A 15,260-nucleotide genomic window follows, 5' to 3' on the forward strand; every position below is an offset into this window, starting at 1 on the left:
CGCTCAATCCTCCGGTTTGAAAATAACGCGACGCTGCCTGTACAGGGAGTCAAAGGTAGCGCGATCCAATTGTTGCATTTCGGGAATACGGCCGACGTTACGCACCGCGGCCACGGCGGAGCTGTCGAACGGCGCATCGCCGCTGGAGCGTGACACGCTGGCGTTGGCGATGGTGCCGTCGGGCAGCATCTGAATCAGCAGTTCGACGCTCATGCCGCGGCGCGCCGACATCGGCCGCTGCCAGTTCTCGGTGATCAGTTTGATGATCAGGTCGTCGAGGTTGCCCGCCACCTGGTCGCCATGGGTCTCGGCCAGCGCCTGCTGGTTCTGCACGTTGTCCGACAGCAGCTCGGCCAGTGCCGCCGCTTTCTGATCCTCGGCCGCCTTGCGCCGCGCCTCTTCGGCCTTGCGCTTGGCGTCCTCGGCCGCTTTCTTCTTGGCCGCCTCGGCGGCTGCCTTCTTCTTCGCTTCTTCGGCCGCGGCCTTCTTCTTGGCCTCTTCGGCGGCTTTCTTCTTCGCCTCTTCCTCGGCGCGTTTCTTGGCGATGTCGGCCTGGCGTTTCTGCTCGGCGGCCTTCTTCTCGGCTTCGGCCTTCTTCGCCGCCTCGGCTTTGGCTGCCTCGGCCTTTCGAGCCTCTTCGGCTTTCTTTTGTTCCGCTGCCTTGGCCTGGGCCAGCTTCTGCTCCTCGGCCTTCTTCTGCTCCAGACGCTCGGTCTCGAACTGCGGCGCCGAGGTCTTCTGCGCCTCGCCCGCCACCTTCTGGGTGGTCTGGGTGGTGGCCTGGCTCTGCGATTTCAATTGATACAGGGTGGCCTGCACCACCGGGCGTGCCGGCGGCAGCTCGGGGCTGAAGGCGAAGCTGACGAACAGCATGGCAAACATCAGGACGTGCAGACCCACGGCCCAGACCACGGGCCAGAAGTAGCTTTCCGAGGGCGAACGCTCGCTGTGCTGCATCAGGGCGCCTCGGTAATCAATCCGACGTTGCCCACGTCGGCCTGCTGCAGACCGCCCATGGCGGCCATCACCGTGCCGTAGTCGACCGACTTGTCGCCGCGCACGAACACCTGAACCGGCTTACCCTGACGACGGTTCTCGGCAATGATCGCCGACACCGCCTGGGTCATCTGTTCCAGGGTCGAGGCACGCTCCTGCTCGGTGTCGACGTCCACCTCGCTGCCCATGTTCCAGTAGTAGGTCTTGTCGGCCTTGATGGAAATGGTCAGCACCTGGGCGTTGTTGTCCTGCGGCAGCGCCTCGCTGCTGACCTTGGGCAGATCGACCTTGACCCCCTGGTTGAGCATGGGCGCGGTGACCATGAAGATGACCAGCAGCACCAGCATCACGTCGATGTAGGGCACCACGTTCATCTCGGCGACCGGTTTGCGTCTGTTGCGAATTCTCGCCATGGCTAACACCTATCCTATGCGCGCGTCTTAGTCGTCCGAGGTGTGCACCTTGCGGTGCAGGATGGCCTGGAACTCGTCGGCGAAGGTGTAGTAACGACCGATCAGCATTTCACCGCGGGCGGCGAAACGGTTGTAGGCGATCACCGCGGGAATCGCGGCGAACAGGCCGATGGCGGTGGCGATCAGCGCCTCGGCGATGCCCGGGGCGACGGTGGCCAGGGTGGCCTGCTGCACCTGGGCCAGGCCGCGGAAGGAGTTCATGATGCCCCATACGGTGCCGAACAGGCCGATGTAGGGGCTGGTGGAGCCGACGGTGGCGAGGAACGGCAGCGCGGTTTCCAGCTTCTCTTCTTCGCGCGAGATGGCCACGCGCATGGCACGCGACACGCCATCCATCACCGCATCTGGGTCGACGCCCTGCTGCTGGCGCAGGCGGGAAAATTCCTTGAAGCCGGCGCGGAAGATCTGCTCCAGACCGGAATCCGGGTCGGGGTTGCTGCCGGCCTGGCGATACAGCTTGGACAGGTCGATACCGGACCAGAAGCGATCCTCGAAGGCATCCAGCGCGCGCTTGGCGGCGCGAATGGCATTGCTGCGCTGGAAGATCATCACCCAGGAAATGACCGAGGCGGCCACCAGGGTGAGCATCACCAACTGCACCACCAGACTGGCGTTACTGATCAGACTCCACATCGACATATGGTCAACGGCGTTGGCGTTGGCTTCCACGCTTACTCTCCTGCTGCAATTAGGCCCGGCGCCTGCACCCCGGCGAACGCATGGCGCAGGGATTCGGGGATGGCCCGGGGTTTCAAGTTGTCGGCGCGCACACAGGCCACCAGGAACTGCCCTTCGCAGAGCAGCACAGCATCCGCGGCCCGCCTGACCTGTTGACGAAAACGCAGGCTGGCACGGTTCAATTCGATTACCTCGGCGCTGATGGTCAGCTCGTCGTCCAGCCGCGCCGGCGCGTGATAGCGCGCCTCGGCCGAATGCACGACGAACAACAGGCCCTCACCGGCCAGCGCCGACTGGGCATAACCCAGTTCACGCAGACGCTCGGTGCGAGCCCGCTCCATGAATTTGAGGTAGTTGACGTAGTAGACGATACCGCCGGCGTCGGTGTCCTCGTAATAGACCCGGCAACGGTGGCTGAACGGCTGGACTCCGTTTTGCGCGCGCATACTCTAGTCCTCGCCCTGCTGCTTGCCAATCCGGCTTGGTAACAATTTTTTCGTCATTCGTCGCTCACCGCGAAGAGATCCGCGCCCGGCTGCTCACCGAGGCGCTTGGGAAGGTTCAGGCCGAAATGCAGGTAGGCGTGACGGGTCACCACGCGCCCGCGCGGCGTGCGCATCATGTAGCCCTGCTGGATCAGGTAGGGCTCGAGCACGTCCTCGATGGTGTGGCGCTCCTCGCTGATGGCCGCGGCCAGGCTGTCGACGCCCACCGGGCCGCCGTCGAACTTCTCGATCATGGCCAGCAGCAGACGGCGGTCGGAGTGGTCGAAGCCGCGTTCGTCGACGTCCAGCAGGTTCAGCGCCTGATCGGCGATGTCGCGGGTGATATGGCCACGCCCGCGCACCTCGGCGAAGTCGCGCACCCGGCGCAGCAGGCGGTTGGCGATACGCGGCGTACCACGGGCGCGGCGGGCGATTTCGTAGGCGCCCCGCTCTTCGATGGGCAGACCGAGGATGCCGGCCGAACGCGTGACGATGGTCGCCAGGTCGTCTATGCCGTAGAACTCCAGGCGCTGGACTATGCCGAAGCGATCGCGCAGCGGGTTGGTCAGCATGCCGGCGCGGGTGGTGGCGCCGACCAGGGTGAAGGGCGGCAAATCCAGCTTGATCGAGCGCGCGGCCGGACCTTCGCCGATCATGATGTCGAGCTGGAAGTCCTCCATGGCCGGGTACAGCACCTCCTCGACTATGGGCGAGAGGCGGTGGATCTCGTCGACGAACAGCACGTCGCCGGCCTCCAGGTTGGTCAGCAGCGCGGCCAGATCGCCCGGGCGCTCCAGCACCGGGCCGGAGGTGCTCTTGATCGACACGCCCATTTCCTGGGCGATGATATTGGCCAGGGTGGTCTTGCCCAGGCCCGGCGGACCGAAGATCAGGGTGTGGTCGAGGGATTCGGCCCTGCCCCTGGCGGCCTGGATAAACAGCTCCATCTGCTCGCGCACGCCGGGCTGGCCGATGTATTCGGCCAGCCTCAGCGGACGGATGGCGCGATCCTGCTGCTCGTCGCGCTCGCGCGGGCTGGCGGTAATCAGGCGATCGGCTTCGATCATCGATAGGGTTCCACTAAGCCATGCCGCGCAAGGCGCGACGGATCAAATCTTCGCTGGTCAAACCATCCTCCTTGACGGCCGCCACGGCCCGGCTGGCCTCCTGCGGCTTGTAGCCCAGGGATATCAGGGCACTCACCGCGTCATTCTCCGCGCTTGAGACTGCCCCCCCGGCGCGAGGTTCAACCACCAGGGTGGCGATGGCCGGCATGCTTTCCCAGGCCTTGAAGCGGTCCTTGAGCTCCACCAGCAGGCGCTCGGCGGTCTTCTTGCCGACGCCCGGCACCTTGGTCAGCGCCGCGGCGTCCTGAGCCTGCACGCAGCGTACCAGCTCGTCCACCTCCAGCCCGGACATCAGCGCCAGGGCCAGCTTGGGGCCGACGCCGTTGAGCCGGATCAGCTCGCGGAACAGCTCGCGCTCGCGCTTCTCGAAGAAGCCGTAGAGCAGCTGGGCATCCTCGCGCACCACCTGGTGGGTGTGCAGGCACAGCGGCTCGCCCACCGAGGGCAGACGATAAAGGGTGGTCATCGGCACTTCCAGCTCATAACCGACGCCATTTACATCCAGAAGCAAATGCGGCGGCTGCTTTTCCGCCAGGGTGCCGCGCAAACGTCCGATCACCACTGCTGTCCTTTAATCAGATTACAAACGAAGGCGCCCGCCGCGCCGCTTGGCGCCGGCCAGGCCATGGGGAATCAGGCTCTGCCGATGGTGGGCGTGGCACAGGGCGATGCCGAGGGCGTCGGAGGCGTCGATCTGCGGCTTCTGCGTCAGCTTGAGCAGGTGCATGACCATCATCTGCACCTGCTGCTTGTCCGCCGCGCCGGTGCCGACAACCGCCTGCTTGACCTGGGTGGCGGTGTACTCGGCCACCTCCAGCCCCGCCTCCACCGCCGCGACTATGGCGGCGCCGCGCGCCTGGCCGAGCTTGAGCGCCGAATCGGCGTTGCGCGCCATGAACACCTGTTCGATGCCCATGGTCACCGGCCCATAGCTGCGGATCACCTCGCCGACGCCGCGAAAGACGATCTGCAGGCGCTCGGCCAGGGGCCCGTCACCGGTGCGAATGCAGCCACTGGCGACGTACTCGCAGCCACGGCCGGTATCGCGCACCACGCCGTAGCCGGTGATGCGCGAGCCGGGATCTATCCCCAGAATCAGCGTCATGCCTGTTTTCCATCGATGACGCGCCAGGCGTCACACTGTCTATTTATCCAGGGCGCGAGTATAGGGGCGCCGACGGGCCGCCGTCACCCAGTAGCGGATGCCCGGCGGGCAGATATGAAAAAGCCGGAAGTACCCGCGGCGACTTCCGGCTCACGGCCTGTCCTATGGCTCAGCCCAACTGATCCATGATCTCGTCGGGGATTTCCGCGTTGTGGTAGACGTTCTGCACGTCGTCGAGGTCTTCCAGCATGTCGATCAGCTTGATCACCTTCTGCGCGGTTTCCAGATCGGCAATCGGCGCGCTGATCGAGGGGATCATGGCGATTTCCGCCTCGTCGGCCTTGAAGCCGGCGGCAGCCAGCGCCTCGTTGACCGCGTGGAACTCGGTGAAGCTGGTGGACACCAGCGCCGAGCCGTCCTCGCCCATCTCCACGTCGTCGGCGCCGGCGTCCAGCGCCGCTTCCATCAGGGCGTCCTCATCCACGCCGGGAGCGAAGCTGAGCTGGCCCTTGCGCTCGAACATGTAGGCCACCGAACCGTCGGTGCCGAGGTTGCCGCCGCACTTGCTGAAGGCATGGCGCACTTCGGCGGCGGTACGGTTGCGGTTGTCGGTCATCACTTCGACGATGATCGCCACGCCACTCGGCGCGTAGCCTTCGTAGCTGAACTCGACGACGTTGTCGGCTTCGTTGTTGCCGGCGCCGCGGGCGATGGCGCGGTCGATCACCTCGCGCGACATGTTGGCGGTCAGCGCCTTGTCCACCGCCAGGCGCAGGCGCGGGTTGTCCGCCGGGATCGGCCCGCCATGCTTGGCCGCCACCGTCAGCTCACGGATCAGCTTGGTGAAGATCTTGCCGCGCTTGGCGTCCTGACGACCCTTGCGGTGCTTGATATTGGCCCATTTGGAATGACCAGCCATAACTCACTCCATCTATAAGGTTTTCACAATTGCCAGGGTGTGAGGGTTCGAGTCTCTCCACCCCATAACGAAGAAGCCTGGGATCTCCAGGCTTCTTTTGCAGGCTTATTCGGCCTTGGCTTGCTCACGCAGGCGGATATGCAGCTCGCGCAGCGACTTGGCATCCACCACACCCGGCGCCTGGGTCATGACGCAGGCGGCGCTCTGGGTTTTCGGGAAGGCGATCACTTCGCGAATCGAGCTGGCGCCGGTCATCAGCATCACCAGGCGATCCAGACCGAAGGCCAGGCCGCCGTGGGGCGGCGCGCCGTATTTGAGTGCATCGAGGAGGAAGCCGAACTTCTCCTGTTGCTCCTCTTCGCTGATGCCGAGCACGCGGAACACGGTCTGCTGCATGGCCTTGTCGTGGATACGGATCGAGCCGCCACCCAGCTCGGTGCCGTTGAGTACCATGTCGTAGGCGCGCGACAGCGCGGCGGCCGGGTTGGCCTCCAGCTCCTCGGGGCTGCAGCTCGGCGAGGTGAAGGGATGGTGCATGGCGGTCAGGCTGCCGTCGTCGTTTTCCTCGAACATCGGGAAGTCGACGACCCACAGCGGCGCCCACTCGCAGGTCAGCAGATTGAGGTCGTGACCCAGCTTGATGCGCAGCGCGCCCAGGGCCTCGCTGACGATCTTGGCCTTGTCGGCGCCGAAGAACACGATGTCGCCATCGACTGCACCGACGCGGTCGAGGATGACGTTGATGTTGTCCAGCGGGATGTTCTTGACGATCGGCGACTGCAGGCCGTCGACGCCGGCGGCACGCTCGTTGACCTTGATGTAGGCCAGGCCCTTGGCGCCGTAGATGCCGACGAACTTGGTGTAGTCGTCGATCTGCTTGCGCGGCATGCTCGCCCCGCCCGGCACGCGCAGCGCGGCGACGCGGCACTTGGGATCGTTGGCAGGTCCCGCGAACACCTTGAATTCGACGTCCTTGAGCTGGTCTTCCACATCCACCAGCTCCAGCGGGATGCGCAGGTCCGGCTTGTCCGAACCGAAGCGGCGCATGGCTTCGGCCAGGGTCATGTGCGGCAGTTCGCCGAACTCGACGTCCAGCACTTCCTTGAACAGGTTGCGCACCATGGTCTCGGTGATGGCCATGATGTCGCTTTCATCGAGGAAGCTGGTCTCGATGTCGATCTGGGTGAATTCCGGCTGACGGTCGGCGCGCAGGTCCTCGTCGCGGAAGCACTTGGCGATCTGGTAGTAGCGGTCGAAGCCGGCCACCATCAGCAGCTGCTTGAACAGCTGCGGCGACTGCGGCAGGGCGAAGAAGCTGCCGGGGTGGGTACGGCTCGGCACCAGGTAGTCGCGCGCGCCTTCCGGGGTGGCGCGGGTCAGGATCGGCGTCTCGACGTCGAGGAAACCGTTGTCGTCCAGGTAGCGGCGGATGCTCGAGGTGATGCGCGAACGCAGCTTGAGCTTCTCGGCCATCTCCGGGCGACGCAGGTCGATGAAGCGGTAACGCAGGCGGGTTTCTTCGCCGACGTCGGTGTATTCGTTGAGCGGGAACGGCGGGGTCTCGGCCTCGTTCAATACTTCCAGCTCGTAGCCCAGCACCTCGATGGCGCCGCTGGCCATGTTCGGGTTGACCGCACCGGCCGGACGCAGGCGCACCTTGCCGGTGATCTTGACCACGTATTCGCTGCGCACGCGGTCGGCCTTGGCGAAGGTTTCGGCGCGATCCGGGTCGAACACTACCTGGGCCAGGCCTTCACGATCGCGGATGTCGAGGAAGATCACCCCGCCGTGGTCGCGGCGACGGTGCACCCAGCCGCAAAGGGTGATTTCCTGGCCATCCAGGCTCTCGTTCAGTTGGCCGCAATAGTGGCTGCGCATCATGATCGTGGTTCGCTTCTCTAAAGGTCTTGGATTGGTCAGGCGGCGCCCTGCGCACTGGGCAGAGGCCACGCCGCGGCGAGCGTCCAGCCGCGCGCCCCGTGTTGAAAAGAGCGGGATTATATAGGGTAAATCGCCGGGGCGCAGCCGCCCGGCGGATGGCTTCTATAATGAAGGGCGCCTTCGTCGCGGAGAACCGCCATGCCCCTGCCCCGCCTCGCCGACCTCTCCAGCGACCTGCTGGATGACTTTCGCCTGGACGCCGCCGAGCAGTTCCCGCGCTGCGAACAACTGCTGATCGAACTGGAGCGCGCACCCAGCAGCGGCGAGCGGCTGCGCGAGCTGTTTCGCCTGGTGCACACGCTCAAGGGCAACCTCGGCTACGTCGGCCTCAATGCGTTGATGCCACTGCCGCAGGCCATGGAAGACGTGCTCGGCGCCCTGCGCGAGGAACGCCTGGCGTTCGACAGCCTGCTCGGCGACATCCTGCTGCTGCCCCTCGACCACCTGCGCGCCCTGATCGACCAGGCCCTCGGCGGCCCCAACGCACGCCTCGGCGCCGCCCAGCTCGATCAGCTGTGCCAGGCCCTGCAGGCATTGGCCATGGCGCCGGAGAGCCAGCAGGGGGAAATCCGCCGCCAGCTGCTGCAGCGACTGGACCCCAGCACCCACCTGCAAGCCCCGCCCGCGCCGCTGCAGAGCCAGACCGACGCCCTGCTGGCCCACCACGGCATCGCCGCGCACCCCGACCTGCAGTTCTTCGCTGCCCTGACCCAGGCCGCCGAGCAGCGCTCGCGCTACTGGCAAGGACGCAACCTGCGCCTGCTCGACCTGAGCCTGAGCATCAACGCCCAGGGCGGCCTGGCCGAGCGCCCGGAACAGCTGGCGGCGGCGGTCTGCCTGCACGATCTGGGCATGGCCTTCCTGCCGCTGCCGCTGCTGCACAAGCAGGCCGACCTGAGCCGCGAGGAACGCCGCCTGATGCAGGGCCATCCGCGCCTGGCCAGCGACCTGCTCAGGCGCATGCCGGACTGGGCGCCGGCCATGGAGATCGTCCTGCAGCACCAGGAGCACGCCGACGGCAGCGGTTATCCCAAGGGCCTGCGCGAGGCGGAGATCAGCCCCGGCGCGCTGATCCTGCACATCGCCGACGCCTTCGACGCGCGCACCCACGAACGCGCCCACCAGACCCTGAGCAAGCGCCCGCTGCTGCGCGCCATCCTGGAGATCAACAACCTCGCCGGCCAGCAGTTCAGCGCGCACTGGGTCGAGGTGTTCAACCGCACCCTGCAGCAGAACCCCAACCTGGCCCACGGCTGAAACGGTTGTGCCGGCCCGCCCCGAGTGGCTAAGCTCCGGCCTCCATGGACAACCATCGCGCGCAAGGAGCCACCATGCACTCTCTCTCCGGCAAGGTCGCCGTGATCACCGGCGCCGCCTCCGGCATCGGCCAGGCCCTGGCCACCCGCCTGGCCGCCGAAGGCTGCCAACTGGCCCTGGCCGACATCGACCTGGCGCAGCTCGAACGCAACGCCGAGGCCCTGCGCGGCAGCGGCGCACGCGTCAGCTGCCACGCCCTGGACGTCGCCGAGCGCGCGGCGGTCTACGCCTTCGCCGACCGCGTGCTGGCCGAACATGGCGGCGCCGACCTGATCGTCAACAACGCCGGCGTCGCCGTGTCGCAGACCATCGAGGCGCTTGGCTACGACGACTTCGAATGGCTGATGAACATCAACTTCTGGGGCGTGGTGCACGGCAGCAAGGCCTTCCTGCCGCACCTGCTGCGACAGGGCAGCGGGCACATCGTCAACCTGTCGAGCATCTTCGGCATCATCAGCCTGCCGACCCAGGGCGCCTACAACGCCAGCAAGTTCGCCGTGCGCGGCTTCACCGAGGCCCTGCGCCAGGAGGTCGCCTGCCGCGGCGTGGCGGTCAGTTGCGTGCATCCCGGCGGGATCAAGACCAATATCGCCCGTTCCGCGCGCTTCTACCGTGGCATCGACGGCTCGCAGGACGCCGAGCGCGCCGCCCACAATTTCGACAAGCTCGCGCGCACCAGCGCCGCGCAGGCGGCCGAAGCGATAGTCGCCGGGATCAAGGCCGGCCAGCCGCGCATTCTGATCGGCAGCGACGCGCGCTTCCTCGACCGTGTCCAACGCCTGCTACCGGCGGCCTACCCCAGGCTGCTGGCCAAGCTTCTGCATAAAAAGTGAACCGCAAGCTATCGATAGCTTCTAAACATGACTTCCATTGACATAAGCCAAGATTGCCCCGAATGGTCCCGTGTTAGGCTCCGCCCAACACTGGGGGATCGACACCCCGGGCTCACCTGAGAGGAGAAAACCCTATGGAAATCAATATCGGAATCGCCGAACAGGATCGCGCCGCCATCGCCGAAGGCCTGTCGCGCCTGCTGGCCGATACCTACACCCTGTACCTGAAGACCCACAATTTTCACTGGAACGTCACCGGCCCGATGTTCAACACCCTGCACCTGATGTTCGAGGGGCAGTACAACGAACTGGCCCTGGCGGTCGACGCCATCGCCGAGCGCATCCGTGCCCTGGGTTTCCCGGCGCCGGGCACCTACGCCGCCTACGCCCGCCTGTCGTCGATCAAGGAAGAGGAAGGCGTGCCCAGCGCCGAGGACATGATCAAGCAACTGGTGCAGGGCCAGGAGGCCGTGGTGCGCACCGCACGCGGCATCTTCCCGCTGCTGGACAAGGTCAGCGACGAACCCACCGCCGACCTGCTGACCCAGCGCATGCAGGTGCACGAGAAGACCGCCTGGATGCTGCGCAGCCTGCTCGCCGCATGACCCGCCCCGAGGCCCGGTGATCCGGGCCTTTTCATTAGGCAGTCGCCCCCCGCCTGTTCTATGCTCTGGCCATTCGCCACCGAGTTTCGTGACGCATATGAGTCAGCCGCCCAAATCCCCCAGCATTCTCGAGCTCTACCCGGAAGACACCCGCGAAGCGGCGACCCTGCTGAAACAGGCGGTGCCGCTGATGATGCGCCACGCCATCGCCCCCAACCCGGTGCATTACGCCCTCTGGTACACCTACAGCAAGGGTAGCGAGCCGGAACTCAACCGCCGCCTGGACAAGGCCGTGGAAGATTTCGACGTCTTCCCGCCGGATACCGCGGTCAAGCTGTTTCGCGACTACATCATCCGCGCCGAACTGGACGAGGCGCGCGCCGGTCAGCAACAAGTGATCGAGCTGGTCGACGACATCGAAGGCGACGTCTCGCGCAGCGTGATCGGCAGCCAGAACTACCAGCACAGTCTCAATCACGGACTCAGCGCCCTGCAGGAGCCGATCATCGACGACCTGCCCAGCGTGCTCAGCGAGCTGCAGGAAAGCACCCAGCTGATGCAGGATCAGCAGGAAAAATTCCTCTATCGCCTGCGCGCCGCCCAGGAGGAGATCAAGCACCTGCGCAGCCAGCTGGAGCGCGCGCACCTGGCCGCCACCCTCGACAGCCTGACCCGCGTATTCAACCGCCACGCCTTCACCCGCCTGCTGGAGCAGGCACTGAACGAATCGCACGAGGGCCTGGCCCTGGTGATTCTCGATATCGACCACTTCAAGCAGTTCAACGACCAGTACGGCCACCCCTTGGGCGACCGCGTGCTGCAGCACGTCGGCCAGCTGATGCGCGAGCTGTTGCCGCCGCGCGCCTTCGCCGCCCGCTACGGTGGCGAGGAGTTCTGCGTGGTGCTGCGCGGCTGCACCGACCTCGCCGGCGTGCGCAACTTCGCTGAGCAGCTACGCCACAAGATCCAGGCCCTGCGGGTCAAGGTGCGCCGCACCGACCAGGTGCTCGACAGCATCACCGCCTCCTTCGGTTTCGCCCTGGCCGAAGCCGGCGACACCCTCGAGGCCCTGCTCACCCGCGCCGACGACGCGCTCTATCAGGCCAAGCGCAGTGGCCGCAACCAGGTTCACCCCGCTGCCGGCGAAAGCATGCTAAGCGCTTGATTTGAGAAGCCCCTGCCTTTGCTGTTAAATACGCCCCGCGCGCCGCGCTCTTGTCCTGCGGCGCGCGCGACGCAATACATCGGCGCGCGCCATGGCCGTCCAGCTGGCCACGGCGAACTTGCCGCCTCCGCAGCACCCTAAGTCGTCATTCAATCAGTGAGTTCATCGAAGATGTTGAAGATTGCCCATCTTGTGACAGGGTTTGCCGCCCTGCTGCTGTCTGCCGTTCCCAGTTTTTCCGGCACATTCCTCGCCACCCCCGACGCGTCCTACCTGGCTCTGATCGGCCTGCTCAACCTGCTGCTCGCGCCGCAGCAAGCGCTCAACCTCGGCGCAGCCCGCCAGCAGCTGCAGGGCCTGGCATCGGCCCTGCTGATCCTCGCCGCCGTGGTTCAGGGCCTGATCCTGCTCGCGCCTCTGCCGAATATCGGCGGCCAACCCGCCATCTGGCTGAGTCTGCTGATCGCCGTCGTCGCCACCCTGCTGCACCTGACCAGCCAGCTGCGCCCGCAGCCGCGCCAGAGCAGTCAACGCAGCCCGCGCGCGCAACCTGGTCAGCACGCCGCGCCCAGTGAGCAGGACGACCGCGAAACCGGCACGGTCAAGTGGTTCAACACCTCCAAGGGATTCGGCTTTATCTCCCGCGACTCGGGCGAAGACATCTTCGTGCACTTTCGCGCCATCCGCGGCGAAGGCCACCGCGTACTGGTCGAAGGTCAGCGCGTAGAGTTCTCGGTAATGCAGCGCGACAAGGGCCTGCAGGCCGAAGACGTGATCGCCGCCGCCCCCGCACGGCGCTGAGCCTCACAGCAACAAAAAGCCCGCGATCATCGCGGGCTTTTTATTGCCTGACATCCCTGGCGTCACTTCTGGCCGTCGCTTCGCGACGCCAAAAATCCCTCCCTGGGATTTTTTGTTGGGCTTAATAATGTGGCGGAGGCGCCTCGTCCTCGGCGACGCCCGCCTGCCCGTGCAACTCTTCCTGACGCCGCGCCAGGGCCGCCAACTGCAGTTGCAGACGCTCGATACGCTTGTGCTGCTCGACCAGCTCGTCGCTCAGCGCCTGAATGGTGTCGTCCTGGAAGGCCAGGCGGCTCTCCAGCTCCATGACCCGCGCCTCGAGGCTCATGCCGCCTCTCCGGCGAACTGGAAATCCTCGGTCAGCACCAGGCGCAGCTTGTCCTTGAGTTGCTGCACCTGGTCCTCGGCGTAGGGCTGCGCCGGCTGCCGCCCCCAGACGGGCGCCGGCCAGGCGGCATCCTCGCGACGCCTTACGATCACGTGCATGTGCAGCTGGCTGACCAGGTTGCCCAGGGTCGCCACGTTCATCTTGTCCGCGGCGAAGGTGTCCTTGAGCTTCTCGGCCAGCAGGGTGGTTTCCTGCCAGAGCCGGGTCTGGTCGGCGGCATCCAGCTGGAACAACTCGCTGACCTCCTCGCGCCGCGGGACCAGGATGAACCAGGGGTAGTGGGCATCGTTCATCAGCAACAGACGACACAGGGGGAAGTCCCCGATCAGCAGGCAGTCCTGCTGCAAACGCGAATCCAGGACGAACATGGCGACTCTCCTCGCATCAAGCCATCAACCAAGCTTAGCGCCGGACCAGCTCGGCGCACTGGGCGCGCAGCATACGCGGCCGGCGGCGACAATTCACCCCGCCGCCACGCACCAGCGCAAGGCAGCTCGGCGCGACGCGCACCGCAGGCGTGCACCATTTTGTTTCCTACCGTAATAACCGCCGTCGCACGTTACCGCACGCGGCTTCCGATGCGGCCGCCAAGGGCCTCAAGGTGCCTCCCCCGCCTTCGCCGCAAAGCGTCGACGCGGCCACGGCGAACCCGCGGCGGAGCAGGCTCGGCCTGGACCAAAGCGCCCCTGGCCGCCGGCAAAAGCGAGCTTTTAACGCCGAACTGGGGTTTTGAGCACGACTTTTGCTATCGGTTTGGGCAATGCTCGGCACGCCGCGCAGCGGGTCAATAACAGCGGTATCCGGCAACTCAAACCGCGGAACCAGTCGGCGCAACGGGACGCAAGTGCAGAACTACAGATTTGCGACATCCTTCATAAGCCTTTGCGACACTGCTGTGAAGAAATCGCAACGAATAGATTGCAACTATCGCCAACATTGGCTGCGTGCTATAAGTTAGCGCCGACACAAAAAGAAAGAGCCGCCCATACAATAATTAGATGGGCAGCGCAACTCTTCTAAACCAAAGGAGCAATCACGATGCAAGTGATGAAGTGGAGCGTAATCGCCCTGGCAGTAGCCGCGGGCACTTCCCAAATGGCAGTGGCGTCCAGCCAGTCCGAATCCAAAGGCTTCATTGAAGACAGCAGCTTCAACATCTTCAATCGCGTTCTGTACATGAACCGCGATTTCCGCAATGGCGGTGGCAACATCCCTACCGTTGATAGCGACGCCGATGGCGAAGCAGATTCCGCTCCCTACAAAAAGGGTTACCGCGAAGAAACCGGCTTGGGTATCCGCCTGCTGTACGAATCCGGCTTCACCCAAGGCACCGTAGGCGTCGGTTTCGACGCTCACTCCCTGAGCAGCATCAAGCTCGACAGCGGCCGCGGCCGCCACAGCAATGGCCTTTTCGACACCACCGACGACGGCCGTGGCGACGACACTCAGACCGAAGTCGGCGGCGCTATCAAGTTCCGCGTTTCCGACACCGTCCTGAAGCACGGCAACATGTTCACCGCCAGCCCTGTGTTCAGCACCGACGACAGCCGTATCCTGCCGGAAACCACCACCGGCACGCTGATCACCAGCAACGAAATCGAAGGCCTGGAGCTGACCGCCGGTCGCTTCACCGCCATGAGCAGCCAGGTCAGCACCGATCGCGACACTTTCGCCCTGACCGAAGCCAATATCGTTGGCGCCAGCTACAGCTTCACCGACAACTTCAGCGGCGCCATTCACGCTTCCGATATCGAAGATCACTTCAAGAAGCAGTACATCAACCTGAACTACAACCTGCCGCTGGCAGAAGATCAGGCCCTGAACTTCGACTTCAACGGCTACCGTACCAGGGATGACGGCCAGGCACTGTCGGGCGACGTCGACAACAAGATCTGGAGCTTGGCAGCGGCTTACTCGCTGGGCGCCCATACCTTCACCGTCGCTCACCAGCGCTCCTCCGGCGACAGCGCCTATGCTTATGGCGTGGACGGCGGCGGCACCATCTGGCTGGCCAACTCGGTTCAATACTCCGACTTCGACCGCAAGGACGAGCGTTCCTGGCAGGCTCGCTACGACCTGAACATGGCCGAGTACGGCGTACCGGGCCTGAGCTTCATGACTCGCTACATCTACGGCGATAATATCGACGTCGAAGGTTTCGATGAAGAAGGTAAAGAACACGAGTTCAACTTCGAAACCAAGTACGTCGTTCAGGAAGGCGCAGCCAAGGACCTGTCGTTCCGCATCCGCAGCTCCATCTGGCGCGCCAACAGCGTGCAGAACGCTGAATACGGCTCCGACCTGAACGACTTCCGCCTGATCGTCGAATACCCGCTGGAAGTGCTGTAACTCCTGCGTTATTCGATAGCTAGTTAAAAAAGCCCGGCATTCGCCGGGCTTTTTCTTTGCACTTCAATTAACCGAAGC

At 64.8% G+C, this 15,260-nt stretch carries 16 protein-coding genes and 2 pseudogenes; 7 read left to right on the forward strand and 11 right to left on the reverse strand.

Translation table 11 applies throughout. The annotated features are described in order from the left end of the window. Positions 1–3: 3 nt before the first annotated feature. The 9 genes from tolA to aspS form a co-directional block, all read right to left on the reverse strand. Positions 4–960 (reverse strand): cell envelope integrity protein TolA, encoded by a 957-nt coding sequence (tolA, locus tag AC1G9C_RS18460; protein ID WP_480410423.1) that lies wholly within the window; start codon positions 958–960, stop codon positions 4–6. Next, positions 957–1,409, reverse strand: coding sequence for a protein TolR (gene tolR / locus AC1G9C_RS18465; protein ID WP_021445484.1), 453 nt, complete (start codon positions 1,407–1,409; stop codon positions 957–959). Before tolR ends, tolA begins: the two co-directional genes overlap by 4 nt. A 27-nt stretch (positions 1,410–1,436) precedes the next feature. Continuing rightward, entirely contained in the window at positions 1,437–2,108 is a 672-nt protein-coding gene (gene tolQ, locus AC1G9C_RS18470) for a protein TolQ (RefSeq protein ID WP_031303639.1), read from the reverse strand. Between the two features lie 32 nt (positions 2,109–2,140). Continuing rightward, entirely contained in the window at positions 2,141–2,593 is a 453-nt protein-coding gene (ybgC, locus tag AC1G9C_RS18475) for a tol-pal system-associated acyl-CoA thioesterase (protein ID WP_021445486.1), read from the reverse strand. Between the two features lie 53 nt (positions 2,594–2,646). Next, the gene (gene ruvB, locus AC1G9C_RS18480; protein ID WP_122107549.1) at positions 2,647–3,699 is read right to left on the reverse strand and encodes a Holliday junction branch migration DNA helicase RuvB; all 1,053 of its coding nucleotides are present in this window, start codon (positions 3,697–3,699) and stop codon (positions 2,647–2,649) included. Between the two features lie 13 nt (positions 3,700–3,712). Then, on the reverse strand, positions 3,713–4,318 hold the full coding sequence (gene ruvA / locus AC1G9C_RS18485) for a Holliday junction branch migration protein RuvA (RefSeq protein ID WP_122107550.1): 606 nt from the start codon (positions 4,316–4,318) through the stop codon (positions 3,713–3,715). A 21-nt stretch (positions 4,319–4,339) separates the two neighbouring features. After that, positions 4,340–4,864: a crossover junction endodeoxyribonuclease RuvC gene (gene ruvC / locus AC1G9C_RS18490; protein ID WP_021445489.1), complete on the reverse strand. Its 525-nt coding sequence runs from the start codon at positions 4,862–4,864 to the stop codon at positions 4,340–4,342. Between the two features lie 169 nt (positions 4,865–5,033). Further along, positions 5,034–5,783, reverse strand: coding sequence for a YebC/PmpR family DNA-binding transcriptional regulator (locus AC1G9C_RS18495; RefSeq protein WP_021445490.1), 750 nt, complete (start codon positions 5,781–5,783; stop codon positions 5,034–5,036). A gap of 105 nt (positions 5,784–5,888) precedes the next feature. Then, the gene (aspS, locus tag AC1G9C_RS18500) at positions 5,889–7,664 is read right to left on the reverse strand and encodes an aspartate--tRNA ligase (RefSeq protein WP_480408434.1); all 1,776 of its coding nucleotides are present in this window, start codon (positions 7,662–7,664) and stop codon (positions 5,889–5,891) included. A gap of 198 nt (positions 7,665–7,862) precedes the next feature. Here aspS and AC1G9C_RS18505 point away from each other — a divergent pair, with 198 nt between their 5' ends. The 6 genes and pseudogenes from AC1G9C_RS18505 to AC1G9C_RS18530 all read left to right on the forward strand — a co-directional run. Continuing rightward, the gene (locus AC1G9C_RS18505; protein WP_480408435.1) at positions 7,863–8,981 is read left to right on the forward strand and encodes an HD-GYP domain-containing protein; all 1,119 of its coding nucleotides are present in this window, start codon (positions 7,863–7,865) and stop codon (positions 8,979–8,981) included. 74 nt (positions 8,982–9,055) lie between these two features. Then, positions 9,056–9,874, forward strand: a complete 819-nt coding sequence (locus AC1G9C_RS18510; RefSeq protein WP_122107553.1) for an SDR family NAD(P)-dependent oxidoreductase — start codon at positions 9,056–9,058, stop codon at positions 9,872–9,874. Between the two features lie 134 nt (positions 9,875–10,008). Continuing rightward, entirely contained in the window at positions 10,009–10,479 is a 471-nt protein-coding gene (locus AC1G9C_RS18515; RefSeq protein ID WP_021445044.1) for a Dps family protein, read from the forward strand. A gap of 97 nt (positions 10,480–10,576) precedes the next feature. Continuing rightward, positions 10,577–11,644 carry a GGDEF domain-containing protein gene (locus tag AC1G9C_RS18520; protein WP_021445045.1) on the forward strand — a complete coding sequence of 356 codons (1,068 nt, stop codon included), beginning with the start codon at positions 10,577–10,579 and terminating at the stop codon, positions 11,642–11,644. Positions 11,645–11,815: 171 nt separating this feature from the next. Next, positions 11,816–12,079, forward strand: a pseudogene (locus AC1G9C_RS18525) (cold shock domain-containing protein membrane protein); the annotation flags it as partial. A gap of 147 nt (positions 12,080–12,226) precedes the next feature. Further along, positions 12,227–12,445 (forward strand): annotated as a pseudogene (locus tag AC1G9C_RS18530) (cold-shock protein); the annotation flags it as partial. 121 nt (positions 12,446–12,566) lie between these two features. On the opposite strand, the gene AC1G9C_RS18535 reads toward AC1G9C_RS18530, so the two are convergent. Together AC1G9C_RS18535 and AC1G9C_RS18540 are read right to left on the reverse strand one after the other, a co-directional pair. Further along, positions 12,567–12,773 carry a SlyX family protein gene (locus AC1G9C_RS18535; RefSeq protein WP_021445047.1) on the reverse strand — a complete coding sequence of 69 codons (207 nt, stop codon included), beginning with the start codon at positions 12,771–12,773 and terminating at the stop codon, positions 12,567–12,569. After that, entirely contained in the window at positions 12,770–13,201 is a 432-nt protein-coding gene (locus AC1G9C_RS18540) for an HIT family protein (protein WP_122107556.1), read from the reverse strand. Before AC1G9C_RS18540 ends, AC1G9C_RS18535 begins: the two co-directional genes overlap by 4 nt. 670 nt (positions 13,202–13,871) lie before the next feature. On the opposite strand from AC1G9C_RS18540, the gene AC1G9C_RS18545 reads away from it, so the two are divergent. Next, positions 13,872–15,182, forward strand: a complete 1,311-nt coding sequence (locus AC1G9C_RS18545; protein ID WP_480408436.1) for an OprD family porin — start codon at positions 13,872–13,874, stop codon at positions 15,180–15,182. Positions 15,183–15,260: the final 78 nt, after the last annotated feature.

Source organism: Pseudomonas sp. ABa2 (genome assembly GCF_056676075.1).